The organism is Chryseobacterium sp. Y16C (assembly GCF_022488405.1).
GTDB classification, from domain to species: Bacteria; Bacteroidota; Bacteroidia; order Flavobacteriales; family Weeksellaceae; genus Chryseobacterium; species Chryseobacterium geocarposphaerae.
The window spans coordinates 474348-500157 of record NZ_CP092711.1 but is presented as its reverse complement, the minus strand read 5'-3'; the positions used below and the strand labels follow the sequence as shown (position 1 = coordinate 500157).

Sequence of the window (25810 nt, the reverse complement as noted above, 5' to 3'; positions counted from 1 at the left end):
CAAAGTTTAAGGTCTGAAGTTTAAGGTTTAAAACTTTGAAATTCTAAACCTTAAACATTGAATTTTTAATTAGTTGTATTTAGAAGCTAAATCATTAGCCGCTTGCTTAAGAACTCCTGTAATATCGTTATCGATTTTTCCAGCTTTGATCGCAGCCATTGTATCTGGGTGCTTAGATCTTAGGAACTCGATATATTCGTGTTGGAATTCTTTTACTTTGTTCAAAGGAACGTTTCTCAATAAGTTCTCAGTTCCAGCGTAGATAATAGCAACTTGGCTATCTACAGGAAGCGGAGAGTTTACTGGTTGTTTAAGGATCTCAACGTTTCTTTCCCCTTTAGAGATAACTGCTAAAGTAGAAGCGTCTAGATCTGAACCGAATTTAGCAAACGCCTCTAATTCTTTATATTGCGCCTGGTCAAGTTTTAATGTACCAGATACTTTTTTCATTGATTTGATCTGAGCATTACCTCCTACTCTCGATACAGAGATACCTACATTGATCGCAGGACGAACCCCTGAGTTGAATAGATCAGACTCCAAGAAGATCTGTCCGTCCGTAATAGAAATTACGTTTGTAGGGATATATGCAGAAACGTCACCCGCCTGAGTTTCGATAATTGGAAGTGCAGTTAATGAACCACCACCTTTTACGATTGGTTTAAGAGATTCTGGCAAATCGTTCATTTGCTTAGCAATTTCATCATCAGCAATTACTTTTGCAGCTCTTTCCAATAATCTTGAGTGAAGATAGAAAACGTCTCCAGGATAAGCCTCACGACCCGGTGGTCTTCTCAATAGTAGAGAAAGCTCACGGTAAGCAACAGCTTGTTTAGATAGATCATCATAAACGATCAAAGCTGGTCTTCCGGTGTCTCTGAAGAACTCACCGATAGAAGCTCCTGCCATTGCAGAATATACCTGCATTGGAACCGGATCTGATGCATTAGCTGCAACGATTACCGTATATGCTAAAGCTCCTTTATCAGAAAGCGTCTTAACGATTTGTGCTACTGTAGAAGCTTTTTGCCCGATAGCAACATATATACAATATACTGGTTTACCAGCATCAAAGAATTCTTTTTGGTTGATGATCGTATCGATCGCAACAGTAGTTTTACCTGTTTGTCTGTCACCAATGATAAGCTCTCTCTGTCCTCTTCCTACAGGGATCATAGAGTCGATCGCAACGATACCTGACTGTAATGGTTCAGTTACCGGTTGTCTGAAGATAACTCCAGGAGCTTTTCTTTCCAATGGCATTTCGTATAATTCCCCAGTAATAGGACCTTTACCATCGATTGGGTTACCAAGAGTATCCACTACTCTTCCTAACATCCCTTCTCCTACTTTGATAGAAGAAATTCTGTTTGTTCTTGTTACTGTATCTCCTTCTTTTACTAATTTACTTTCACCTAGCAAAGCAACACCTACGTTGTCTTCTTCAAGGTTTAGTACAATACCTTCTACATCACTAGAAAATTTCACCAACTCTCCGTATTGTACGTTTTCTAACCCGTATACACGAGCGATACCATCACCGATGGTTAAAACTGTACCTACTTCCTCAACGTTGGATTGAGTATCGAAGTTGGCCAATTGCTGTTTTAAGATCGCAGATACTTCTGCCGGATTTATTTCTGCCATTGTATGGTTGTTTTTTTCTTAATTTAATTGAAAACCTTTTTTAACTTGGTTAAGCTTAGTTTTTACAGAGGCGTCGATCTGCTGATCTCCTACTCTTAAAATGTATCCTCCTAAGATTTCAGGATTGATAATTCTTTTTAAATCGAAGTTGGCGCTTGTATTAACAAGTTTACTTGATTTTAAGATTTCTTCAATATTAGCATTAGATATTTCTGTTGCAGTAGTAAGAGTAAGCCTCTGTACTCCATTGATATCTTCAACTTTGTTGATGAACTCCTGAGCGATATTTTTTAATTGAGATTCACGACCTTGCTTAATAACCAGTTTAATCAGGTTTTGAGAAGACTGTGATAATCCCTTAAAAATTTCTGATGCTACTTCAATTTTCTTTTTAGAATCGATGTAAGGAGTAAGGAAGAATTTATTCAAATCTTTAGACTCTGCCATTACTTTTACTACATCTTTCATTTCTGAAAATACAGCAGCTGTCTGGTTTGTCTCGTTTGTAAAGTCAAGCAAACCCTGTGCGTATCTTTTAGCTACTTTAGATGTAAGCATTCTTAGTTAAGATTTGATTTGTTTAAATAATTCTGAACCAACTCATTTTGAGCTTCGTTGTTGTCTAATTTTTGCTTAAGAATAGATTCTGCAATATTGATAGAAATTGTACCAATTTGAGTTTTGATATCTGCCATTGCAGCATTTTTCTCAGCATTGATAGTTTGTTTAGCAGATTCAATCATTTTATCTCCTTCAGCTTTAGCAGCATCTTTAGCTTCTGCTACAATTCTATCTTTAATATCTCTGGCTTCTTTAAGGATCGCATCTCTTTCGATTTTAGCTTCACGAATGATTCTTTCGTTATCCTCTTTTAAAGTTTCCATCTCTTTTCTAGCCAATTTAGCTTGATTAAGAGCGTCAACAATAGAAGTTTCTCTATCATTGATAGATTTTAAGATAGGTTTCCATGCGAATTTACCTAACAAAAATAATAATGCTAGAAAAATAACAGACTGGATAATAAATAATCCTGACGAAAACTGATGAATTAATTCCATTATATAAATGTATAAATAATTATTACTTTTTTTCTTAAATAACCACTATCTGTAACCAACCGTTACGGATAGTGGTTTTAGTTTTAATTAGTTTACTGCGAATAGAGCAGCAAACGCAACACCTTCTACAAGGGCAGCCGCGATAAGCATAGCTGTTTGGATTTTTCCAGATTGCTCAGGTTGTCTAGCGATAGCTTCAAGAGCAGCAGCTCCGATTTTACCAAGACCGATACCTACACCTAGTACTACGATACCAGCACCTACAATTTTAGGGATTTCCATAATATATAATTTTAAAAAATTTGTTTCTATTATTTAATTAATGAGCCGCATGATGTTCATGCTCATGCTCTTGTACCGCCATTCCAATAAACAAAGCCGATAACATTGTAAAGATATATGCTTGTAAGAATGCAACCAATACTTCTAGTAAATAGATCACTAATGTTAAGAATGGGAATGCAACACCTGCAATAAAATTTTTAAATACATAGATTAATCCAATCAAACTCATTACTACGATATGTCCGGCTGTCATATTCGCAAAAAGACGAATCATTAACGCGAAAGGCTTAGTAATTGTTCCTAATAATTCGATTGGCAACATGATCAATTTCATTGGCACAGGAACTCCAGGCATCCAGAAAATATGCTTCCAGTAATCTTTATTAGCAGAGAATGTAGTGATTAAATATGTAAGGATTGCCAAAAAGAATGTCATTGTAATATTACCTGTAACATTAATTCCGAAAGGCATTAATCCTAATACGTTTAAAAATAAAATAAAGAAGAATACTGTTAATAAATACCCAATAAATCTCTTGTATTTGTGTCCAATATTTGGAATAGCGATTTCATCTCTCACGAAAATCACCAATGGCTCTAAAAATCTTGCTGCACCTGTAGGAACTGCTGATTTTTTATAAGATTTAGCCATTCCTGTAAATAACACAAACATAAAGATTGATGTAAGCAAGATAATAAGCACACTTTTCGTAATTGACAAATCTAACACTTTTTCTGAAGTTACGTGACCTTCTTTATCAAAAACTAAATTTCCAGCAACATCGGTTTTGTAAATTTTTTCGTGGTGCAACCTATAATAAGAACCATCTACTTCTGTTGTCTCTCCATGCATAAACCCTTCTTTATTACTCATGAAAGCATGAATACCATTATCATAAAAAATAACAGGAAGAGGAAAACCAATGTGATGACCATCCTTATCTACCATCAATGTAAAATCGTGTGCATCTAACAAGTGGTGATCGATGAACTCTTTGTTTTCTTTACTTATTTTATCTTTCTCTGAAAGCTCTGTAGTAGCTGCTCCTCCCTCAGCAGTGGCTTCACCATGCTGTGCAGACACTAAGTTTAATACAAAAATACTGTAGAATAAAACTGCGAATTTCTTAAACATTGATAGGTTTTTTTCGTTGTGCAAAAATATGATATTTTTTCTAGTTTCAATAATTAATTTTCCTGTTTTTTGTCATGATTAATTAGCTTTATCGCATAGTATGTAAGCAGTGTTGTTAGTACAAAATATGGAATAATAAAATGAAATTTATAGCCTGGAATAACTTCAAAGTTCAATTTTTTGCGAATTAAATACATTAAACCAAATTTTAGAAGAATCAAGCCGATTACGGATAACCCTAAAAACTCAGGGACTACTCTATTGATTAAAACAATAAGAGTGATCATCATCATGAACATCACACTAAGGAATAAATAAAATTTCACAATGACAATTTCATCCAGATGGAAAACAAATTTCCATAAAGAGAAATGAATCAGAAATGTTAAAAAAAACAATATTGTAACCAGAATATTTGGATTAGCTTTCATTTTAAAATTTTATTTTCGCCTAGCATTAGTTAGGTTAATTTTAACTAATCGCAAAAATAGACTTTTTCTATCGTATTTTTTCATGATTTGATTTTTATCATCTTATCACAGCATCTTTAATGCTTAAAATATTCTACATCCTATATAATATTACGTGCTATACAGGTTGATATACTAAAAAATTCCTTATTTTTGCACACTTATAATTTACAAATCAATATGTTTAATAGTTTACAGGATAAATTAGACAAAGCGCTTCATAATATTTCAGGACGTGGAAAGATCACGGAAATCAATGTTGCGGAGACCGTAAAGGAAATTCGTAGAGCATTGGTAGATGCCGATGTTAATTATAAAGTTGCAAAAGATCTTACTAAAAGAGTTCAGGATAAAGCTTTAGGGCAGGATGTTCTTACTTCCCTAACGCCGGGACAATTGATGACGAAGATTGTTCATGACGAATTGGTAGATTTAATGGGAGGTTCTCAGGAGGGGATCAACCTTTCCGGAAAACCTTCTGTAATTTTGATTGCAGGTCTTCAGGGTTCCGGTAAAACTACTTTCTCAGGAAAATTAGCTAATTATTTAAAGACAAAAAGAAATAAAAAACCTCTTTTGGTTGCTTGTGACGTTTATCGTCCGGCTGCAATCGATCAGCTGAAAGTTTTAGGTGGACAGATCGGGGTTCCTGTTTTCACGGAAGAAGGTTCTATGGATCCTTCAAGCATCTCTCAAAACGCTATTAATTTTGCTAAATCTAACGGTCATGATGTTGTAATCGTCGATACTGCAGGTCGTTTGGCGATTGATGAGCAGATGATGAAGGAAATCAAAACTGTTCATTCTACGATTACGCCAAACGAAACATTGTTCGTTGTTGACTCAATGACAGGTCAGGATGCTGTAAATACAGCAAAAGCATTCAACGATGCTTTGAATTTTGACGGAGTTGTTTTAACTAAATTGGATGGTGATACCCGTGGTGGGGCTGCATTGACGATCCGTTCGGTAGTTGAAAAACCAATCAAATTTATCTCTACAGGAGAAAAAATGGAAGCTTTAGATCTTTTCTACCCGGAAAGGATGGCAGACAGAATCCTGGGAATGGGAGACGTTGTTTCCTTGGTAGAAAGAGCTCAGGAGCAGTTTGATGAAGAAGAAGCAAAAAAACTTCATAAGAAAATCGCTAAGAATGAGTTTGGTTTTGATGATTTCTTGAAGCAAATCAATCAAATCAAAAAGATGGGTAACATGAAGGATTTGATGGGAATGATTCCGGGAGTTGGTAAAGCAATTAAAGATGTAGAGATCAGCGATGATGCTTTTAAACACATTGAAGCAATCATCTACTCTATGACTCCTGAAGAAAGAAGGAAACCTTCCATTATCAATACTCAGAGAAAAAACAGAATTGCGAAAGGTGCGGGAAGAAAAATCGAAGATGTAAATCAATTGATGAAACAGTTCGACCAAATGGGTAAAATGATGAAGATGATGCAGGGACCTCAGGGAAAACAAATGATGCAGATGATGAGCAAAATGCCAAATATGCCTGGAATGGGCGGAATGTTTGGGAAATAAAAAACACAAAAACCGATTTAAAAAATATTATTATGGAAATTAACGAAAAACAAGAAAATTACAATTACAATCAACAGCCTTACAAATCTGAGAAAAAGCTTGTTGCAGGTCTATTAGGTATTTTATTGGGTACATTTGCTATTCATAAATTTTACTTAGGATATACAAAAACAGGAATCATTCAGTTAGTTTTGGGGATTGTAACATGCGGAATTGTTGGAATTGTAGGATTTATAGAAGGAATCATTTACCTTACAAAATCGGATGAGGAATTCGACAGAACATACGTTCAGAATCAAAAAGAATGGTTTTAAAATTAAAACTCAATCTTTATAATAAAAGAAACCGACTCAGATTGAGTTGGTTTCTTTGTTTTTATCTCAAAATAATCTATTATTTATCTCCTTTCTGAGCTTTAGCTTTGATGAAATAAGAGAAACCTACGTTTACACCGAAAGTATTTACAGTGTTTTTAAACTCTGTTCCCATAAAAGTATCTTTATTAGAAAACTGGTCAAAAGAAACTCCTAAATTAACCCCTAAAGACTGAGTTGCCATATAAGTTACTCCTCCTTTTACTTTCCAAGCCAAACCGTCTGCAGTATACTCATCTGTAGTTCCTGAATAAGTTTCTTTCGTTTTGTTAGATGCGTATCCAATACCCGCTCCTAAGAAAGGAACCAACTTACTGCTGTTCGCAAAATAATATGTTGCTGTTGGCATTACAGAAAAACTAGAAATTGTAGACTTATCTCCGTCTTCTTTTGTGGTAATACTTGTAAATCCTAAATCGATTCCAACTGCTAATTTATCGATTACGAAATATCCTACAGAAGGAGTAACAGAGAAAGTACTTACCTTTGCTCCATCATAGCTTTGTCCTTCTACTTTAGTTTTAGTATCAACACTGTTGAAGCCCATACCGGTATTTCCACTGATTACCCAGTCTCCTTTAGTCATTTGCGCATTTGACAAACCGAAAAGTGCAACTGCACCCGCTAGTAATAATTTTTTCATAGTATTTAATTTTAAAAAGTTTATTATTTGTTATTATTTTGCAAAAACATATTTTACTCCAAAAGAGATAGAAGATAGGTTTAAACCAAAATTATAATTGTTAAGAGCTTTGGCATCTTCCTCTTTATACTTGAAGTTCTTGTACCCAAACTCTCCTATTGTTGCTTCAATAGACCAGTTTTTATTTAAGAAATAATCTAGACCTGGTTTTACATTTATTCCGATTGAAGTATATTTTGTTTCAACAGATAGCGTTTGGTGGTCTATATATCCATACATTCCATCTACATAGGTAACCAAAGCATCCTGATTTATTTTTCCAAATTCCATTGGAATTTCAAGCTGGCCAAAAATATATAAATTATCTGATAAAGTCCAGTATTTCCTTACAAAAGGAGCCACCACAACAGCCTTTTTTTCTCCTGTATAGTCAACAAAAGTAGTAAAAGAGCCGCCACTGTAAACTTCACTATCTTCTTCTTTTTTGTTAGTGAATCCTATACCTGTTCCCACTGCTAAGTTTTTAGCTACAAATACTCCTGCTGTAGGTATTATTTTGAAGTCTTGGATTGTAGTATTAATATTTTTATTCTCTTCTTTAGAATAGCTTACTTGTCCTGAAACATATACCGTTCCCGTTTTAATCTGGGCATTAGAAAGCCCGAAAAGTACAATAGCTCCAGCTAATATGATTTTTTTCATGGTTGAGTTTTTAATAATGAGAAAAAGCCCTAAGAAAGACTTAGGACTTTTATTTTTAATGTTTTTTAGCTTAAATTATTTAGCGAAAACATATTTAACTCCGAAAGTTACAGAAGATAAGTTCAAACCGAAGTTGTAGTTGTTTGTAGCATCACCATCTTTTGGTTTGTAGTTGTTATATCCAAACTCACCGATAGTAGCTTCAATAGACCAGTTTTTGTTTAGGAAATAATCTAAACCTGGTTTTACAGTTACACCAACCTGAGTGTATTTTGCTTCAGTAGAAGTTGAAGTTGTAGTAGTTGTAGAGCCTGAAGTAGCTACAGATGTATTTTCAACTTCTGTTTTTCCAAACTGCATTGGTACTGCCAATTGTCCGAAGATGTATAATTTATCACCTAAAGTCCAATATTTTCTTACGAAAGGAGCAACAACAAAAGCTGGTTGCTTAACTTCGTTAGTAGTTACGATTGTAGTACTTGGCAATACAGTTGTAGAGATATTTGTATCTTTTTGAGTCTGGTATCCAACTCCTAAACCTACTGCTAAGTTTGTTCCTACAAAATATCCAACTGTTGGCAATACGTTGAAGTTTTCTGTTTTATTGTTTCCGTTGTTAGTTTCTACTTGAGAATATCCTACAGATCCTGATAGGTAAGTTGTTCCTTTAGCAATCTGTGCATTAGATAGACCGAAAAGTGCAATAGCACTTGCTAATAATAATTTTTTCATTTTAATAATTTTAATACTTTCTGACTGCAAATGTATAATGGTCTATTCTAATATTAAAATTTGTTAACATGATTAATATCACTGTTAAAATTTGGCAGTTTCCCAAAAAAAATCCCATTATATATAGGTTTTTGATTTTTTCACAATATTTTGAATAAGAAAGTTATAATTTATCAACCAAAAAGAAAAAAGATTATTTTTCATCATGTTTTAGCTTCTGAAATTGGGATATAATTACAATTTTACTAAGATAATTTATGAATAAGCCGATATTTTTCATAAAAAAATATATATCCTTAAACATATAACCGAAAAATAAAAAACTTCGTCCATGGACGAAGTTTCTATCAATATTTTATTTCTTTATTTTAAAAAGAAATTTACGCCGAAATTAACGGCACCAAAGTTATATCTGTCATCATCATACCAATACCCTCCATGATTTTTATATCGGCTGCTGATATTTTGGAATCCTAAATATAATTCAGCATTTTTCATCTGGTAACCAACTCTTGGCGCAACGTATAATCCGCTATTAATATAATCTCTGGTAGAAATTGCCGCTCCCAAATCCAACCCTACGAAAAGAGGAATTTTATCAAATTTATACTTCCCTGATGCTGCAATAGGAACAAATCCAAAATCATCTACCTGATCTTTTCCAAAAAAATGAGAATACCCTGTAGTAGCACCAATATCCAATCCTTTAGTAATATTCCACATATAAGCAGCGTCTATACCTATCGTAACACTTGCAGCATCTGCAGCATCACCTAGCGGAGCACCAATGTGACCTCCAAGTCTAAAGCCTTCCTGTGCATGAGCCATACCACCAAACAGTGCAAAAGCACCTAGTAATAATAATCTTTTCATTGTTTAAAATTTAAAATGTTGTTATAAAAAATTAGGTATGCAAACTCAGTGCCGTTTATAAAAAAAGCAGGATAAAATTCCTGCTTTTTATAATTATTTAAAACGAGTCTTAGTTACCTCCGAATTTAAAACCTACTCCAATTTGAGCAAAGCTATTCGTTACTTTTCCTCCGCTTCCGTCATTAGAAAGGTTGGATACTCCCAAACTGTATCTTCCATCGATGAAGAATCCGTTCTCAAACATATATTCTACACCTACAAATGGAGCGATGTTTAATGTCTTGATATCATCTTTAATATCTACCTCTCCAGAATCTCCTTCAATTTCCATGTCGGCAAAATCAGAACCTATTACCGTTTTTTGCTTAGCGGAAAGAATAACTCCAAAATTAGCTCCTGCAGCTACAGAGAAATTTTCTGATATAAAATATTTTGCAGAAACCGGTACCAGTAATGTTCCTAAATTAACCTTAGTCTGCTCACCTACGAACATGATTCCGGCATTTATTCCATCGATTTTTTCTTTTGCTCCAAGCGGAGAGTATAAAACTTCAGCCTGAAATCCGAAATTATCGTTGATTTTGTATTCTGCCATACCTCCAATGTAAAAAGTGTATTTGGGATCCATAGTTCTTTTTCCCGCATCATCCTGCTTTTCATCAATTTTTAAGGTAGACATTGCAAAACCAGCTTTTGGTCCGAATCTGAATTCCTGTGCGTATGCACTGCTTCCCATGACAGCTACTGCTGCAATAAGTAAAAGTTTTTTCATGATATACTTGTTTTTCTAAAAAATTAGCGGACAAATATATCACTTTTTGCTGATTTACAAAGGAATTATAAAATTTTATGAAAAATTATTCTCTTTGCCTCTTTTCTTCTTCATTATAAGCCAGGATAATTTTCTTAACAACAGGGTGCCTCACTACATCTTCTTCCGTTAAATGAACAAATCCTATTTCTTTAACATCTTTCAGAATTCTCATAGCCTCTTTCAATCCTGATTGTTGTTTGGGCGGCAAGTCCACCTGGCTCGGATCTCCTGTAATGATAAACTTTGCATTCATCCCCATTCTCGTCAAAAACATTTTCATCTGAGAATGTGTCGTATTCTGTGCTTCATCCAGGATTACAAAAGCATCATCCAAAGTTCGTCCTCTCATAAAAGCCAGTGGCGCCACCTCGATTACTTTCTTTTCCATAAAACCTTCCAGTTTTTCATGAGGAATCATATCTCTAAGCGCATCATATAAAGGTTGTAAATACGGATCCAGTTTTTCTTTAAGGTCACCTGGTAAAAACCCTAGACTCTCCCCCGCTTCTACAGCCGGTCTGGTCAATACAATTCTTTTTACCGCCTTATCTCTTAAAGCTCGTGCTGCTAAAGCTACACTGGTATAAGTCTTCCCTGTTCCAGCAGGTCCGATCGCAAAAACCATATCTTTTTTCTCAGTTTCTTTCACTAACTTTTTAAGATTGGTGGTTTTAGCTTTAATCACTTTACCATTTACCCCTTTTACAATAATATCCTGATCGAAAACAAGCTGTTTTTCATTCTCGTCTTTTAAATTAAGGATATTTTCTACGTCTTTAAGCTCGATAGAGTTGTTTTTCGAAATAAACTTAACAATATCATCAAGTTTCTGTTTAAATATATCCAACGCTTCCTGATTCCCCATCGCAAAGATAAAATGATCTCTTCCTGTGATTTTAAGAGTGGGAAAGCTTGATTTTATTAAATTGAAAAATTGGTTATTAACTCCATAGAAGATTTTCATGTCGATATCTTCCAAATCATATGTCAATTCAAACATGCAGTATTTTTATTTTTAGATTTTAAATGTAAAGCTTTTTTTGAAATTTTTATCAAATTCTTTGCTAGAATATTTCGGGCTTTCTTTTTATTTTAGATAAATTTGCAGTTCTATTATTCTACAAACAATCAATGTCAATTATTACCCTTACTTCAGATTTCGGAAATTTGGATTACAGAGTTGCCGCTGTGAAAGGCAGTATTCTTTCTCTGAATCAGAAGGTTAATATTGTTGATATCACCCACGATATTCAGGCTTTCAACCTTATCCAGACTTCATATATTGTAAGAAACGCTTATAAACATTTTCCGAAAGGCAGTATTCATATCATTTCTGTCGATAGTTTTCAGCACAAATCGAGAAAAAATATTTTATACAAAGCAGATGGTCATTACTTTATTGCAGCGGATAACGGTCTTTTAAGCTTAATATTTTTTGACATCAAACCCGAAGCAATTTTTGAAATTACTTTAAATAACAGGTTTGATGATATCGTTAATTTCACTTCAACAGATGTTTTCGTTCCTGCAGCGGTACATTTAGCTAATGGAGGACTTCCCGGAGTGATCGGGCGAAAAATTGATACCGCCAAGCAGCTTTTATTCCCGAAACCTGTATATAACGAATCCGAAAAGATGATCATCGGAGAAGTAACGTATATTGATAATTTCGGAAATATCATTTCAAATATCAGTAAAGATTTTTTTGAAAGTGTAGGAAACGGATATGAAAACTTCACGATCAAATTCAGGAACTTAGCCCTTTCAAAAGTTTTTTCCAGTCATACGGAAGTCGTTTCGGATTGGGAAAGAGAAACGGAATATCACGGTCAATCGGCAGCAATCTTCAATGACAGTCAGCTTTTGGAGCTCACCATCTATAAAGGAAGCAAGAAAAACGGAGCAAAAAGCCTTTTTGGAATGAACGTAGGAGAGAACATTTATATCGAATTTTCCTAAAATTATACATTTCATAAAAAAACCGATTTTTTTTATATATTTGTCAAAATCTAAAAATTAAAAATGGCAGAGTACAAATTATTGCTTCCTTCCATGGGAGAAGGTGTTATGGAAGCTACTATTATCACTTGGTTATTCAATGAGGGTGATAGTGTAAAGGAAGATGATTCCGTAGTAGAAATTGCAACAGATAAAGTAGATTCAGACGTTCCGACACCGGTTTCGGGGAAAATCGTAAAGATTTTGAAACAGAAGGACGAAGTTGCAAAGGTAGGTGAAGCTATTGCTATTTTAGAGATTGAAGGAGAAGGCGGAAATACAGCTGCAGAAGAGGTACAAACTGAAACCCCGACAGCAACTCCAGATGCTGAAACTTTAAAAACAATTGAACAGCCTCTTCAGGTAGCTGCTTCAACAGAATTTTCGGGAGATCTTTATCTGTCTCCACTTGTAAAATCAATTGCACAACAAGAAAATATTTCTGAACCTGAACTAAAAACTATTAAAGGAAGCGGTTTAGAAGGAAGAATTACAAAAGAAGATATTTTAGCTTACGTTAAAAACAGAGGAAATCAGCCAGCTTCACAAGCAGCTCCGGTACAAGCAGCTTCTACTCCACAACCGACAGCTTCTTCAACTCCGGCTTCTACAATCCCTGTTGCAGCAGGTGATGAAATCATTCCAATGGACAGAATGAGAAAGATCATCGCTGAAAACATGGTGAAAGCTAAACAAATTGCACCACACGTAACTTCTTTCATTGAAACAGATGTTACCAATGTTGTAAAATGGAGAAACAAAAACAAAGCGGTTTTCGAAAAACGTGAAGGTGAAAAACTAACCTTCATGCCTATTTTCGTAAGAGCTGTTGTAAAAGCGATCCAGGATTTCCCAATGATCAACGTTTCTGTGAATGGTGAAAACATCATTAAAAAGAAAAACATCAATATTGGTATGGCAACTGCTTTACCAGACGGAAACCTTATTGTTCCTGTTATTAAAAATGCAGATCAGTTGTCACTTTCGGGATTGGCAAAAGCCATTAATGATCTAGCTTACAGAGCAAGAAACAAAAAATTAAGACCTGAAGACACTCAGGGAGCAACATACACGATTTCTAACGTTGGAAGCTTCGGGAACCTGATGGGAACACCGATTATTCCTCAGCCACAGGTTGCGATCTTAGCAATCGGAGCTATCGTTAAAAAACCTGCAGTTCTTGAAACAGCTGATGGTGATGTAATTGCAATCAGAAACCTGATGTTCATGTCTCATTCTTACGATCACAGAGTGGTAGACGGATCTCTTGGTGGAATGATGTTGAAACACGTTCACGATTACCTTGAAAACTGGGATCTGAATACGGAAATTTAATTATAAACAATGAATGATGAGTTATAAATGATTTTGATTGTCATATTAAACTTATCTGAATATCTTTACAATACAAAACCTTCGATTTTTTCGGAGGTTTTTTTTATTGAAAGAATCTGTAACATTTTACAACAATTACTAACAAACCATGTAACAGTATACTTTTTTCACCTGTCTTAAATAAAATATGATCACAATTTTTAAAATATATGAAACAAGTTCTCCTGACCGCTTTAGCTATAAATATTTCTGCCACTGCTTTTTCGCAGCAAACGAATCAATTTAAACTAATTGATAATTATGTACAAGAAGCTATCAAAACAAATCAAATTCCCGGTTTAGCGATTGGTGTTATAAAAGATGATAAAGTCATTTTTGAACAATATTACGGTACAGAAAATTTGGAAGATGCTAAAAAAGTCAGTCCAAGTTCAATGTTCAGGATATATTCCACTTCAAAATTAATGACCGATGTAGGCGTTTTTCAACTGATTGAACAGGGAAAACTTTCTTTGGAAGATAATGTTTCGAAATATGTTGACAATCTTCCCAAAGACTGGCAGCATGTAAAAGTAAAAAACCTTTTGACCCATTCTTCGGGAATGCCGGATTTTGTTGCATTCAGTGATATTTTGCCCGAATATTCCGGTCCTAAAACCATTGAACGTTTGAGCAAAGAGAGAATGGACTTTAAAACAGGGAATGAATTCAGATATAATCAAACGAATTATATGCTTCTCTCAATGATTATTGAAAGAATTACCGGACAATCTTTTGAGGATTTTATTTTAAATAATCAATTTTCTGATGTGAAAAATCAAGTTGTTTATTCATCAAATGCTCTTGAAAAAATCCCGAATCGTATTATAAAGTATAATTACAACTCAGAGACTAAAAAATATGTAAAGTCTACCGATGTTGAAGGGAAAAAAGCATATCCGGGAAATGGAATAGCTGTTACTCTACCTGCCTTTTTAAAATGGAGCAGCCATTTAAGTACAACAGATTTCTTACATCAAAAAACGAAAGATATGATGTGGCAACCGTTTGAATATGGAAATAAAAAAGATGTTTTTGCATATGGCTGGGAAATCAATAAAGCCAATGATATTCCATCTTATGGTTTTTCCGGTGGAAATGTAAGTGCTTATAGATTTTTCCCACAGAATAATATGGCGATAATCATGCTATCGAACGGGTATAATTTTTTCCCTGCACAATATCACATGGTCAACCATATTGCTGCAATCATGGATAAAAACCTGACGGATAGTTATTCCCTGGCTGAAGAATCCATTATAGCTGAATTTGCTAAAAAAAATAACATTCAAAATGCTGAAAAAAACTATTTTACCATCAAATCTAAAAACCCAAAACTGGATTTTGAAAACACTCTAAATAATCTCGGTTATATTTTAATGGGAAATTCAAGGATGGATGAAGCGATTAAAGTTTTTAAATTAAATGTAGTAGAGCATCCTCAATCCGGAAGTGCTTTTGACAGTTTAGGAGAAGGTTATTTTTCGGCAAAAAACTATGACCTATCTCTTGAAAATTATAAAAAGTCTTTAGAATTAGATCCTCAAAATACCAATGCGAAAAATATGATTGAAAAGATCAATGGTATTCAGGTTCAAAGAAATTAATCAAAAATATATAAATTCATTCAGTAAAAATCCTTTCGAAAGTCAGAATTTCTGCATTTACACCTAAGAATGATCCTTTACCCTAAACTACCAAATTTAAGTTTTAAATTTTAAAAATAATTTAATTAAAATTGAAATTATTTAATAAATCAATAATACAATCATATCCATTTACTATATAATATTTGTTTTTGAAGATTGATTAATGGGAGCACAAAATTAAAACCGGTAACAACACATAAAACTCAACTAAAATTTAATTCTTCTCATTTGTTAAAACGCAAAATCCATAAAAATCATGTATTTTTAAGCCTTAAACTTAACAAATGTTGAAATTTTTATCACTCATTCGAAAATCTCTGAAAAAATCTTTCGACAACATCCGAAACGAACAGCTGAAATACAACCTGCTTCAGGCCATTCCGTTCTGGATTGGTTCAGTGATTACCGGCTTTTTTGCAGTGATGTACGCCAAAATATTTGCGTGGGGAGAAAATCTTCTACATTTCATTCTCGACTGGCATTCCTGGATGATTTTCATCATTGCTCCGGTTGGTTTTGTATTGTCGTGGTGGCTGGTCAAAGAATTTGCACCCAATGCCAAAGGAAGCGGAATTCCACAGGTAATGGCTGCTGTAGAATTGGCTAATCCGAAAGAACATAAAAAAATCCGAAGTCTTTTAAGTTTAAAAATAATTGTTTTTAAAATTATTTCGTCTGTGGTTTTAGTCATTGGTGGTGGTGCAGTTGGTAGAGAAGGTCCCACCATCCAGGTGGCGGGCTCCGTTTTCAGAAAAGTAAATGAATACCTTCCCGAATGGTGGCCAAAAATTTCCAAGAAAAATATGATTATGACCGGAGCTGCAGCCGGACTTGCAGCTGCATTTAATACGCCACTCGGAGGAATTGTATTTGCTGTGGAAGAACTTTCTAAAACTCATATCAATTATTTTAAAACAGCTTTATTTACTGCAGTTATTATTGCCGGGCTAACTGCCCAGACTTTAGCCGGTTCCTATTTATATTTAGGCTATCCAAAAACGAATGATGTTTCATTAATGGTCATGTTTCCTATTATTTTAGTCGCAGGAACTGCTGGGATTTTAGCCAGTCAGCTTTCTGTCACTATGCTAAAGATGAACGACTGGAAGAAAAGAAAACTAAAAACTGACAGAGCTAATGTTGTTTTCCTGGTCATTAGTGCTTTAATTATTGCTTCAATCGCCTTCTTTATCAATAGAGAAATTCTGGGTTCAGGAAAAGAGATCATGGAGAGAGTGCTTTTCACAAAAGATAAACATGAAGACTGGTATGTTCCAGTGTTAAGAATGTTGGGTCCTGCCCTGTCTTTTACTTCCGGAGGTGCCGGTGGAATTTTCGCTCCTGCCTTGACTGCCGGAGCAAGTATCGGATCTGTAATTTCCGGATTTATTCATCTGAGTCCCAACGAAACCAATGTAGTTGTTCTCGCCGGAATGGTCGCTTTTCTGACTGGAATTACGAGAGCTCCGTTTACATCAGCGATTATCGTTCTGGAAATGACTGACAGGCATTCTCTGATATTCCACCTTATGTTAGCTGGAATGGTTTCTTCAATCGCTTCCATTCTGGTGAGCAGACATTCTTTATATGATGTAATAAAGGTAAACTTCCTGAAAGAAATAAGAGAAAAAGAATAAAGAGTTCTATCCCCCCATTAAGATTACTCACCCTTATTGCTTATTACTGTTTTCAAAATATTTGTAGGTATAATTGCATATTACAAATATATTTTCTACTTTTGCACCTCGAAATAATTAACAAATTCATTTAACATTATGAACAATTACGAAACTGTTTTCATTTTAACTCCCGTTCTATCTGAGTCACAGGTAGAGGAAGCAGTGAACAAATTTGTAGACCTTTTAAAAGAAAAGAACTGCGAAATCGTTGCTAAAGAAAACTGGGGATTAAAAAAATTAGCTTATCCGATCCAATTGAAAAAGAACGGATTCTACACTTTAATCGAATTTAAAGGAGAAGGTACTGTAGTTGCTGATCTAGAATTAGCATTCAAACGTGACGAAAGAGTAATTCGTTACCTTACTACAAAACTAGACAAACACGCTGTAGAGTACGCTGTAACAAGAAGAGCAAAAGTAAAAGCAGCTAAAGCTTAATTATTAACCCAATTTTTTAAAAAGACAAGACATGGCAATAGATGAAATGGCTAAACAAGCCTCAGCTGGAGGAGAATCAGAAGTAAAATTCCTTACTCCGCTTGATATCAACACAAAATCTGAAAAGAAATATTGTAGATTTAAAAAATACGGAATTAAGCACGTTGATTACAAAGATGCTGATTTCTTATTACAGTTCGTAAACGAGCAAGGTAAAATTTTACCAAGAAGATACACTGGAACTTCTTTGAAATACCAAAGAAAAGTTTCTGCTGCTATCAAAAGAGCAAGACACCTTGCTTTGATGCCTTACGTAGCTGACTTATTAAAATAAGACAAAAAAATAATAAAAGAAGAGAGCAATCTCTTCTTTTGTTGCTGAATACTTAATTAATTCTAACTTGATTTTAGACATCTAAAATCTAAAAAGGACAACAACAATGAACATTATCCTAAAAAAAGACGTAGAAAACTTAGGTCTTGAATTCGACACAGTAAGCGTAAAGCCTGGTTATGCAAGAAACTTCTTAATCCCTCAAGGATTTGCACTTTTAGCTACTCCTAAAAACATTGCAGCTTTAGAAGCTACTTTGGAGGCTAGAAAAGAAGAAGAAGCTAAATTAATCGCTGCTGCAAACGCTGTAGTTGAGCAATTAAAGAAAACTTCTGTTACTATTCCTGCAAAAGTAGGTACTGGTGATAAATTATTCGGATCTATCAACAATGCAGATCTTTCTGCAGCTCTAGAAAAAGCTGGAGTTTCTGTAGAGAAGAAATACATCAAAATCCCAGGGAACACTATTAAGAGAACTGGTAAAGTAACTGCAAACATCAGATTACACAGAAACGTTGAGTACAACTTCGAATTCGATATCGTATCTGACGCTCCGGTAGAAGCTCCAAAAGCAGCTCCTGCTAAAAAAGAAGAAGCTCCTTCTGAAGAAGCTTAATCAAGACGAGATTTTCTCAACATATAAACCACTTCTCATGGAAGTGGTTTTTCTTTTATAATACAGTTTAATCAAACGTCTCCTTTCAGTTTATGCTGATATTCCGTAGGAGCAACTCCAATTACTTTTTTAAAAATATTACTAAAGGAAGAAAGACTGTTGTACCCTACCATCATTGCAATTTCGTACATATTATACTTTCCTTCCAGCATGAGTTCTAACGAGCGTGTAATTCTCAAAGCGCGTAAAAAACGAACATAATTCATCCCCAAAATCTCTTTGAATTTCCTGGAAAGAGTTCTTGTACTCATTCCGAATTCTTTTGCGGTAGATTCAATCGTTAAAGGCTTTTCAAGATTCGCATGGATATATTGTGCCACCTTCAATAAAGTTTCGTCATTAGGAAAGGGGTGCTGAACGGGAAATGCTAATTTTTTATCTCTTTTCTCAGGTAAAATTCCTTTTAAAGCTTTAAGGAAATAATATTTGGGACCATCATTTTTTGTGATTTTCCCATCCCAGTCTTTGGTATATAAAATCATCTCTCTAAGAAGATGGCTTACAGAATAAATGTTAATTTCATCAAAAAAGCCACTTTCATTTTCTTCTTTTTTGAAATAAAAATTATATAAATCCACTTTGGGGCTGGTTGAAAAAATATAATGAGGCGTTCCTGCCGGAATCCACATAAAACATCTTGCCGGCAAATACCAGTGTTTCAAATCTGTAAACACATGTACAATACCACCTTCTGCATAGACTAATTGCGCAGAGCTGTGATGATGAATCTCTGTTTTTACATTCCCGGTAAGCACATGGTAAACATAAAATTCAGCATCAACTTCTTCAACCGCTCCAAAATGACTGTTATTCATAAAATAAAGGTATGAAGAAAATTTTAATTTGGCGTAAATGGACAAATATTTTTCTGTTTTCACAAATTACGTCCTATGCTTGACCGCGTAACTTTGCAATATCAAAATCAATTTAGCAAAAAACCTTTAATTAAATTATGAAAATGATATTTGGCGCACGCAGATATCACTGTATAGCGTTGTGCTTATTATTGATAAGCAATCTTTTATATTCACAAATGATCGATTATCAGCGTCTCAGTTTGCAGCAGGCTGTTGAGATTGGGCTAAAGAATAACAAAAATATTCAAATCAGTCATCTAAAAAATGAAATGTCCAAAACGAAAGAAAAAGACCTTACAATGGAAAAACTTCCGGATATTGAATTCCATACAAGCTACAACCAGGTTACCAATCTTTTTCAGCATGAAAATGGTATATTCGGAAAAGCCACAAAATATGATGTCATCAATGGAATGTATGATTTTACCCTTTCGGCTTCAATTCCGGTTTATATGGGTGGGAAAATTAAATATACTGAAAAGAAAGCAGCTATAGACACCCAAATTTCTTCGTTAAAGACCCATCTGGATGAAAGACAACTGACGATGGAAATCATCACAGCTTTTCTTCAAATCCATCATTTAAAAGAGCAGCAAAACTTGATTAATGATAAAATGAAAGAAGATTCTGTAAACATTAAGCAGGTAAAAGCATTGAAAGCAAATGGGGTTGTAACCGTAAATGAAGTCTTAAGAACCTCTTTACAGCTTTCTAATCATAAAATGAGCTGGACAGAGCTTGATAATGATATTCAGATTGCAGAACACAAACTGAAAACAATTCTTTCTCTTCCTGAAAGCCAGGAAATGCATGTAAACACGGAAGATCTGATCTCTGAAAATGCAGAAATTCCTTATGTAGATGAACTAACAGAAATAGCTTTACATAAAATTGAGTCTGTTGAAGTGGCTAACAAAAACCTTTCGCTTAAAGAATTGGATCAAAAGATCACAAAAGCGAATTATCTACCAAAAATTACGGTAGGCGGAGAATATTTTATGAAATATCCAAACATGATGTTTTTTCCTCCCGAACCTTATGCGTATCGTTTAGGAATGATCGGAGTGAATCTCACCTACCCTATTGAAAGCTTGTATAAGAACAAATACAAAATGCAGGAAGCTAAACAAAACATTCATCTGGCAAAACTGCAGATTGAAGAGAATGAAGAAAATATCAGACATAATGTTTATGAAGCTTATAAAAAATTCGAAGAAACGGATCAAAAGGTAAAGATTGCTGAAGAAGCAATTACCCAGGCAAAAGAGAACTACAGAATAGTAAGAACGAAATATGCCAATAAGCTAAGCCTGATCACAGAATTAATTGACGCTGATAACGCGTATCTGGAAGCCCAATCAAATCTTATTTCCGTAAAAATTAACCGACAACTTAAATATTACCAACTCCAATATACGATTGGAAACCTATAAAAGCTATGGCAAAGAAAGAATTAACACAAAAGGAAAAAAGAATCAACAAAACAATTACTTTACTTGCTTGGATCCTCATTGTAAGTGGGATTACAGGAATGATAAGTTTCTATCTTTTTTCCAGAAAAAATGTTACCACCAACGATGCACAAATCGAACAATATATTACTCCTGTTTCCAGTAAAGTTTCAGGTTTCATTAAAACCATTAAGTTTAACGAAAATCAGTTTGTCCATAAAGGAGATACTTTAATTGTGATCGATAATCGAGAGTTTATCAATCAGGTAAAAATGGCCGAAGCCAGTCTTAATGCCAATTCAGAGAATATCAACACGATTGAAAGTGGCGTAAACACCAAAGCTAGTGACACTAAAATCATCGATGCGAAAATTGCTTCTGCAAGAATTGATATATGGAGAACCGAACAGGATTTTAAAAGATATAAAAATTTAGTTTCGGAAGATGCCGCAACCGAGCAGCAGTTTGAAAATGTAAAGGCATCCTATGAGCAGGCAAAAGCTAATCTTTTAACTTTGGAACAACAGAAAAATGCAGTGAGAGCAAGCGTGAATGAGCAGGAAACGAAAGTTGCTCCTGTAAAAAGTCAGATCCAGCAAAGTTCTGCCAGTCTGAATAACGCTAAACTCTTCCTTTCTTATACAGTTGTTACGGCTCCTTATGACGGTTGGGTGGGAAAGAAAACCATTCAGGAAGGTCAGCTGATTAAAGAAGGTCAGGCTTTGGTTCAGATCGTAAGTAAAGAAAAATGGATTATTGCCAATTATAAAGAAACACAGTTAGGGCAAATCGATCAGAATAAAGAAGTGATCATTACTGCAGATGCTTATCCTGATATAGAATTCAAAGGAAAAATTGTTTCCGTTTCCCCCGCTTCCGGTTCGCAGTTTTCTTTAGTAAAACCAGACAATGCAACAGGAAACTTTGTGAAAATAGAACAAAGATTTCCCGTAAAAATCATTCTTAATAATAATCAACACAATGAAAAATTACTTTCCGGAATGAATGTTCTGGTAAGTGCCAAAAAGATATAAGATTTGAGAAGCCGAGGAATTGAGAATTGATGTAGAAGGGCATGTATATTAGATTTTAATTTTTTCAATTTCCTCATTCTCAAATTTAAAACTTTAGCGAAAAGGCAGAGTGTAATATTGCCATCTTACCTTTACTTTTACATGCTGTTCCTTTGTCCTTTCGCATTTTTAGACATATTCTCTCTTTCTTAGCTTTTCACCAAGAAAATCATGCAACATAATACAATTTATCATAAATGGGTACCACAATGGTTGAAACTGCCGCTTCTTATTCTGGCGCTGTTTCCCCACCTGATGTTGTTGTCACTTTTGCATTCCAATAGTGCCTTCACATCTTCTTTTATGGATGTCGATTCAGACGATATCCAATACTTAATGATTTTGATGTATGGGACATTTGTGGTTACCCTTTTAGTTATACAGCGGTTTATGGCTTACTTCAGTGTGAAATATTATACATTGCTGATGTCTTCCGTTTCAATACTTATTCTCTACGGGCTTTCAGTCACCAATGATTATCATATTATTTTAGTTATCCGCTTTCTGGAAGGAATTTTCGGAGTCATGGAAGGTGCTATTTTCTTACCTTTAATTATAGCTGAACTCAAGACAAAACATGCTAAAGAAATTGCCTATCTCTTCATGTATACCATTATTCTTACGGGAGGAACACTTACGACTTCTCTTTTAAAATCAAGTATTGAGGATTATGATTTCAAGCATATGATTTTAATGATGGTTTATTTTCATGTCTTTGTACTAATCATTGCCTTTGCCATTTTCAATAAAAACAGATTCTTCCCAAAGAAGCCGTTATACCAATTGGATATTACCAGCTGGTTTTTGCTTTGGGTTTGTCTTCAGGCTGGTGGATATGCATTAATTTATGGAAAAAGATTGATGTGGTTCGAATCGGATCTTATTATTTTTTGTTTTTTAATTTTCTTATTATTCGGCGGATTGTTTATGCTAAAACAGAGAAACCAACCGCGCCCTTTTTTCCATTTTGAAGTTTTCAGCTCTAAAAATGTAATTGTCGGAGTTATCCTTTTTTTTATTTTTTACATTCTGAGAACTTCTATTAATAATGTATACAGTGTAATGGCAACAGTTTGGAAATGGCCTTGGGATTATATTGTAAAAATTCAGTACTGGAATGTTGCAGGAAGCCTTTTGGGCGTCATTATTTCTGCGCTATGTATTACAAGAGGAGCTTCTTCAAGATTAGTTTTCTTTACCGGGTTTCTGATTCTGGCCATTGATTCGGCTTGGTTTACTTACACATTTTATCCCGATACAACTCTTCAGACGATTTGTCCACCTTTATTTCTTCAGGGAGTTGGGCAAGGTTTACTTTTTACCCCGCTCGTATTTTTTTTAATTGCAGGAATGCCTGAACAATATGTTTCCAATGCAACAGCAGTAGGAACTGCAACACGTTTCTGGACAACAGCCATAGGATATGCCTTAATGCAAAATTTAATGCTTTTTCTAACATTAAAACATTCTGATGCTTTAAGTTCTCAATTAACAGATATCAATCCTATTTTCTATTCTCAATGGAACCAGCTGTTCGGAGTCAATATATCTAAACTTCCTGTAAATCAATCTTTATCCGTAACTGCTGGAGTTTTTAAAGCAAAAATTAACGCTCAGGCTATTTTACTTTCCAATATGGAAATATTTACGGGGTTATTCTGGCTCGCATTGGCTACAGCATTTATTGTGCTGTTGTACCATCCGGTGAAAATTGCTGTAAGAAATATTATGTAGCTTTAAAATTTATTCGCCCCAGAACGTCCACACCGAACCATTGAAAACAGCAAGTTGTTTTTTCACCGTATCATAAACCATCATTCCGGCTGCAGGAGAAATAATATTGAGATGCGGACTGGCAACTTTAGGTAAAATCATCGCTTTGTTATTGTCTTCCAATACCAAAATTCCTGAAGTTGCTGTTGGTGTTCCGATAGCCACCTTTGCGGCCGGATTTTCATTCAAAGCATCCTGTAATGTTGAATCCGCAACTCCCGTCCCATCAATAGACAGATCAATCCAGGTATTATTCTGATAAGATTTTACTTTTTTATCTGTAAGATCAAAAGCTAAAGTTCCGTTCACAACATTTTGCATACTGGCTGCATCAGTAACCCAAGGCAAAACTATTCCACGATTGGCGTTACCGAATTCTATCGAAGAAGATGCTGATTCGGCCACAGCTTTTCCAATCGCAACTTGTGAATAAAGCGAAACAGAAGATATTAATCCTATTATTAAAACCGTTTTTTTCATTTTCACTTAATTTTTAATTAATCCGGACATGTTTGATTATTGAAACATCTCCACCCTGTAGAAGTTCCGTCAATATTCACTTGAAGACAATTTTGGGTAGTATTGTAAACGATCATTCCTTCTTTCAGATCTGCTGCAGGAATGGCTGCAACCTGAGCATCTGTAAGCCGGTTTAAAACAAAACCTTTAGTTTTGGATTCCAATACCATCCATGCTCCCTTTCTCACTCCTGGCCAGTTTATATCTCCTGAATTAGCCCTTCCCAAACCTGTAATTCCCAGATTGGAAGGAAGTACTGTTCCTGAGTTTACAGCAGGCTTGTAGCAAGGTGTAATTCCCCCTCCGGGAACGATTACAGTATCGACTGCTGTATCACAATTAGCAGGATCTGCCTGTTGACAAATCTGATACACCAAAGTATATGTTCCTGCCGGTGTCCCAGGAGCAACTGTAATGTGACCATCAGTTGTGTTTAATGTAACATTCGGGTTTGATGTTGAAATTTGAGATATAATAACATTTATAATGGTTGCCTGCGGCCCGTTATACGTTTCAAAATCATTATCCAGAACAGTTCCGATAGATGTACTTCCGGCATTAATGGTATAAGAATCATCTACTGCCATTGGAGGCAAATCACCATTAATTGCAGGGCAAAATCCGGGATTCAGAACCAACGGGGCACTACAGTTATTGGTAGATGCACAATCAAAAGTGACATTGGCAAGATAAGTAGGATTACTGTTCATAAAAACCGTACTTGGATCGGAAACTCCACTGGATCTTTTGAAATCAAGGTTCGGTCCCAGCGCCGCATTATTTACTTGGATAGGATTAAAAACTTCTATATATCCTTTTTTAGCAGATGATGAAGGTCCCTGAATAGTGGCATTTCCTCCCTGATATTGATTAATTACCATCTTTCCTTCATTGTAAATAACAGCATCTGAAGGCGCGTTATTCATGCTTCCGCTTGAACTAAAAAGCCCGAAGTTATAAATCATACTGGAATTTCCAGACATATTAATGTCTCCACCAGAAGTAAAAGTACCCGTATTAAAAATAGATCCTCCATTGATATTAAAACCACTATTGGAATTAATAGTTCCGCAGTTAATATAAACACTGTTCTCATTATTGCTGTAATTTCCTGTTAAAGAAATAATACCTCCAACTTCATTTCTAAAATGTGTAACTGCAGAATTGCTCATATTCATATTACCATTAATCGTAAGGGTTCCGTAATTATCAACTGTATTGGTAGTGTTGTCTCCAAATTGTAAAACTCCCATTTCTATGGTTCCTTCATTAATGATAATATTCTGTACTCCGTTCATGGTAAAGTTTCCGTTTCCTGAACTCATGGATACATTCCCCGTACTGAAAACATGAACATTAAGATCTGCAACAGCGGTAATAGCCTGACTAAAAAGAAGTGTTCCGTGGACATCAAAATAGGTCATCGCATTATTGACTCCTGAAATATTATTCTGAAATGTCACTGTTACTCCAGAAGCAATACACACCTTTACGTTAGACCCAAATGTTGGATTATTAAAGGTCATATTAGAAGAAAAGCAAACCGTTGTATTATCTGGAAAATGATAGTTCGGGTCGGTTGGGTTGGTGACAGTACAGCCTGTGCATTGAGCCTGTAAGATGTAACTGATAAAAATGAAAGTTAAAAGTATAATTTTTCTCATTTTTAGTAATTTGGGGATATATAAATATACGATTTATTCATCATAAAACA

Annotated in this window: 27 protein-coding genes; 12 read left to right on the top strand and 15 right to left on the bottom strand. The window is 34.8% G+C overall.

The window, feature by feature from the left end:
* Window positions 1-69: 69 nt before the first annotated feature.
* The 6 genes from atpA to MKS83_RS02035 form a co-directional block, all read right to left on the bottom strand.
* Window positions 70-1647: a F0F1 ATP synthase subunit alpha gene (gene atpA, locus MKS83_RS02060; RefSeq protein ID WP_240581763.1), complete on the bottom strand. Its 1578-nt coding sequence runs from the start codon at window positions 1645-1647 to the stop codon at window positions 70-72.
* An 18-nt stretch (window positions 1648-1665) separates the two neighbouring features.
* Entirely contained in the window at window positions 1666-2205 is a 540-nt protein-coding gene (gene atpH, locus MKS83_RS02055; RefSeq protein WP_240581762.1) for an ATP synthase F1 subunit delta, read from the bottom strand.
* A 2-nt stretch (window positions 2206-2207) separates the two neighbouring features.
* Window positions 2208-2705: a F0F1 ATP synthase subunit B gene (locus MKS83_RS02050; protein WP_100375481.1), complete on the bottom strand. Its 498-nt coding sequence runs from the start codon at window positions 2703-2705 to the stop codon at window positions 2208-2210.
* Window positions 2706-2792: 87 nt separating this feature from the next.
* Window positions 2793-2987, bottom strand: coding sequence for an ATP synthase F0 subunit C (gene atpE / locus MKS83_RS02045; protein WP_002979108.1), 195 nt, complete (start codon window positions 2985-2987; stop codon window positions 2793-2795).
* Window positions 2988-3024: 37 nt separating this feature from the next.
* Window positions 3025-4125 carry a F0F1 ATP synthase subunit A gene (gene atpB / locus MKS83_RS02040; protein WP_240583223.1) on the bottom strand — a complete coding sequence of 367 codons (1101 nt, stop codon included), beginning with the start codon at window positions 4123-4125 and terminating at the stop codon, window positions 3025-3027.
* Window positions 4126-4178: 53 nt separating this feature from the next.
* Window positions 4179-4556, bottom strand: coding sequence for a hypothetical protein (locus tag MKS83_RS02035; RefSeq protein ID WP_240581761.1), 378 nt, complete (start codon window positions 4554-4556; stop codon window positions 4179-4181).
* Between the two features lie 219 nt (window positions 4557-4775).
* On the opposite strand from MKS83_RS02035, the gene ffh reads away from it, so the two are divergent.
* Together ffh and MKS83_RS02025 are read left to right on the top strand one after the other, a co-directional pair.
* Window positions 4776-6137: a signal recognition particle protein gene (ffh, locus tag MKS83_RS02030; RefSeq protein WP_240581760.1), complete on the top strand. Its 1362-nt coding sequence runs from the start codon at window positions 4776-4778 to the stop codon at window positions 6135-6137.
* A gap of 32 nt (window positions 6138-6169) precedes the next feature.
* Entirely contained in the window at window positions 6170-6451 is a 282-nt protein-coding gene (locus MKS83_RS02025; protein ID WP_100375477.1) for a TM2 domain-containing protein, read from the top strand.
* A gap of 79 nt (window positions 6452-6530) precedes the next feature.
* On the opposite strand, the gene MKS83_RS02020 is transcribed toward MKS83_RS02025, so the two are convergent.
* The 6 genes from MKS83_RS02020 to MKS83_RS01995 all read right to left on the bottom strand — a co-directional run bounded on the left by MKS83_RS02020 (window position 6531) and on the right by MKS83_RS01995 (window position 11275).
* On the bottom strand, window positions 6531-7154 hold the full coding sequence (locus MKS83_RS02020; protein WP_100375476.1) for an outer membrane protein: 624 nt from the start codon (window positions 7152-7154) through the stop codon (window positions 6531-6533).
* A 33-nt stretch (window positions 7155-7187) separates the two neighbouring features.
* Window positions 7188-7856: a porin family protein gene (locus MKS83_RS02015; protein ID WP_240581759.1), complete on the bottom strand. Its 669-nt coding sequence runs from the start codon at window positions 7854-7856 to the stop codon at window positions 7188-7190.
* Between the two features lie 75 nt (window positions 7857-7931).
* Window positions 7932-8588 carry an outer membrane beta-barrel protein gene (locus MKS83_RS02010; protein ID WP_240581758.1) on the bottom strand — a complete coding sequence of 219 codons (657 nt, stop codon included), beginning with the start codon at window positions 8586-8588 and terminating at the stop codon, window positions 7932-7934.
* Between the two features lie 363 nt (window positions 8589-8951).
* Window positions 8952-9461 (bottom strand): hypothetical protein, encoded by a 510-nt coding sequence (locus MKS83_RS02005; protein WP_240581757.1) that lies wholly within the window; start codon window positions 9459-9461, stop codon window positions 8952-8954.
* A gap of 109 nt (window positions 9462-9570) precedes the next feature.
* The gene (locus tag MKS83_RS02000) at window positions 9571-10233 is read right to left on the bottom strand and encodes a porin family protein (RefSeq protein WP_240581756.1); all 663 of its coding nucleotides are present in this window, start codon (window positions 10231-10233) and stop codon (window positions 9571-9573) included.
* An 85-nt stretch (window positions 10234-10318) separates the two neighbouring features.
* The gene (locus MKS83_RS01995; RefSeq protein ID WP_240581755.1) at window positions 10319-11275 is read right to left on the bottom strand and encodes a PhoH family protein; all 957 of its coding nucleotides are present in this window, start codon (window positions 11273-11275) and stop codon (window positions 10319-10321) included.
* Between the two features lie 131 nt (window positions 11276-11406).
* Between MKS83_RS01995 and MKS83_RS01990 the strand changes: the two genes are divergently transcribed.
* The 7 genes from MKS83_RS01990 to rplI all read left to right on the top strand — a co-directional run bounded on the left by MKS83_RS01990 (window position 11407) and on the right by rplI (window position 18363).
* The gene (locus MKS83_RS01990) at window positions 11407-12234 is read left to right on the top strand and encodes an S-adenosyl-l-methionine hydroxide adenosyltransferase family protein (RefSeq protein WP_100375470.1); all 828 of its coding nucleotides are present in this window, start codon (window positions 11407-11409) and stop codon (window positions 12232-12234) included.
* Between the two features lie 63 nt (window positions 12235-12297).
* Entirely contained in the window at window positions 12298-13608 is a 1311-nt protein-coding gene (locus tag MKS83_RS01985; protein ID WP_240581754.1) for a dihydrolipoamide acetyltransferase family protein, read from the top strand.
* A 209-nt stretch (window positions 13609-13817) separates the two neighbouring features.
* The gene (locus MKS83_RS01980) at window positions 13818-15254 is read left to right on the top strand and encodes a beta-lactamase family protein (protein ID WP_240581753.1); all 1437 of its coding nucleotides are present in this window, start codon (window positions 13818-13820) and stop codon (window positions 15252-15254) included.
* Window positions 15255-15580: 326 nt separating this feature from the next.
* Window positions 15581-16933, top strand: coding sequence for a chloride channel protein (locus MKS83_RS01975; RefSeq protein ID WP_240581752.1), 1353 nt, complete (start codon window positions 15581-15583; stop codon window positions 16931-16933).
* A gap of 138 nt (window positions 16934-17071) precedes the next feature.
* Entirely contained in the window at window positions 17072-17413 is a 342-nt protein-coding gene (gene rpsF / locus MKS83_RS01970) for a 30S ribosomal protein S6 (protein WP_100375467.1), read from the top strand.
* Between the two features lie 31 nt (window positions 17414-17444).
* Complete coding sequence (gene rpsR / locus MKS83_RS01965; protein ID WP_100375466.1) at window positions 17445-17747, top strand: 30S ribosomal protein S18; 303 nt, start codon at window positions 17445-17447, stop codon at window positions 17745-17747.
* Between the two features lie 106 nt (window positions 17748-17853).
* A complete protein-coding gene (rplI, locus tag MKS83_RS01960; RefSeq protein ID WP_100375465.1) occupies window positions 17854-18363 on the top strand; it encodes a 50S ribosomal protein L9 in 510 nt (169 codons plus the stop codon).
* A gap of 71 nt (window positions 18364-18434) precedes the next feature.
* On the opposite strand, the gene MKS83_RS01955 is transcribed toward rplI, so the two are convergent.
* Window positions 18435-19238, bottom strand: a complete 804-nt coding sequence (locus tag MKS83_RS01955) for a helix-turn-helix domain-containing protein (RefSeq protein ID WP_240581751.1) — start codon at window positions 19236-19238, stop codon at window positions 18435-18437.
* A 137-nt stretch (window positions 19239-19375) separates the two neighbouring features.
* Between MKS83_RS01955 and MKS83_RS01950 the strand changes: the two genes are divergently transcribed.
* From MKS83_RS01950 to MKS83_RS01940, 3 genes are all read left to right on the top strand, one after another.
* Window positions 19376-20713 carry a TolC family protein gene (locus MKS83_RS01950; protein ID WP_240581750.1) on the top strand — a complete coding sequence of 446 codons (1338 nt, stop codon included), beginning with the start codon at window positions 19376-19378 and terminating at the stop codon, window positions 20711-20713.
* Window positions 20714-20718: 5 nt separating this feature from the next.
* The gene (locus tag MKS83_RS01945) at window positions 20719-21765 is read left to right on the top strand and encodes an HlyD family secretion protein (protein WP_240581749.1); all 1047 of its coding nucleotides are present in this window, start codon (window positions 20719-20721) and stop codon (window positions 21763-21765) included.
* Between the two features lie 210 nt (window positions 21766-21975).
* On the top strand, window positions 21976-23538 hold the full coding sequence (locus MKS83_RS01940; RefSeq protein WP_240581748.1) for a hypothetical protein: 1563 nt from the start codon (window positions 21976-21978) through the stop codon (window positions 23536-23538).
* Between the two features lie 9 nt (window positions 23539-23547).
* On the opposite strand, the gene MKS83_RS01935 is transcribed toward MKS83_RS01940, so the two are convergent.
* Together MKS83_RS01935 and MKS83_RS01930 are read right to left on the bottom strand one after the other, a co-directional pair.
* Entirely contained in the window at window positions 23548-24057 is a 510-nt protein-coding gene (locus MKS83_RS01935) for a hypothetical protein (RefSeq protein ID WP_240581747.1), read from the bottom strand.
* A gap of 17 nt (window positions 24058-24074) precedes the next feature.
* The gene (locus MKS83_RS01930) at window positions 24075-25760 is read right to left on the bottom strand and encodes a hypothetical protein (protein ID WP_240581746.1); all 1686 of its coding nucleotides are present in this window, start codon (window positions 25758-25760) and stop codon (window positions 24075-24077) included.
* Window positions 25761-25810 lie beyond the last annotated feature (50 nt).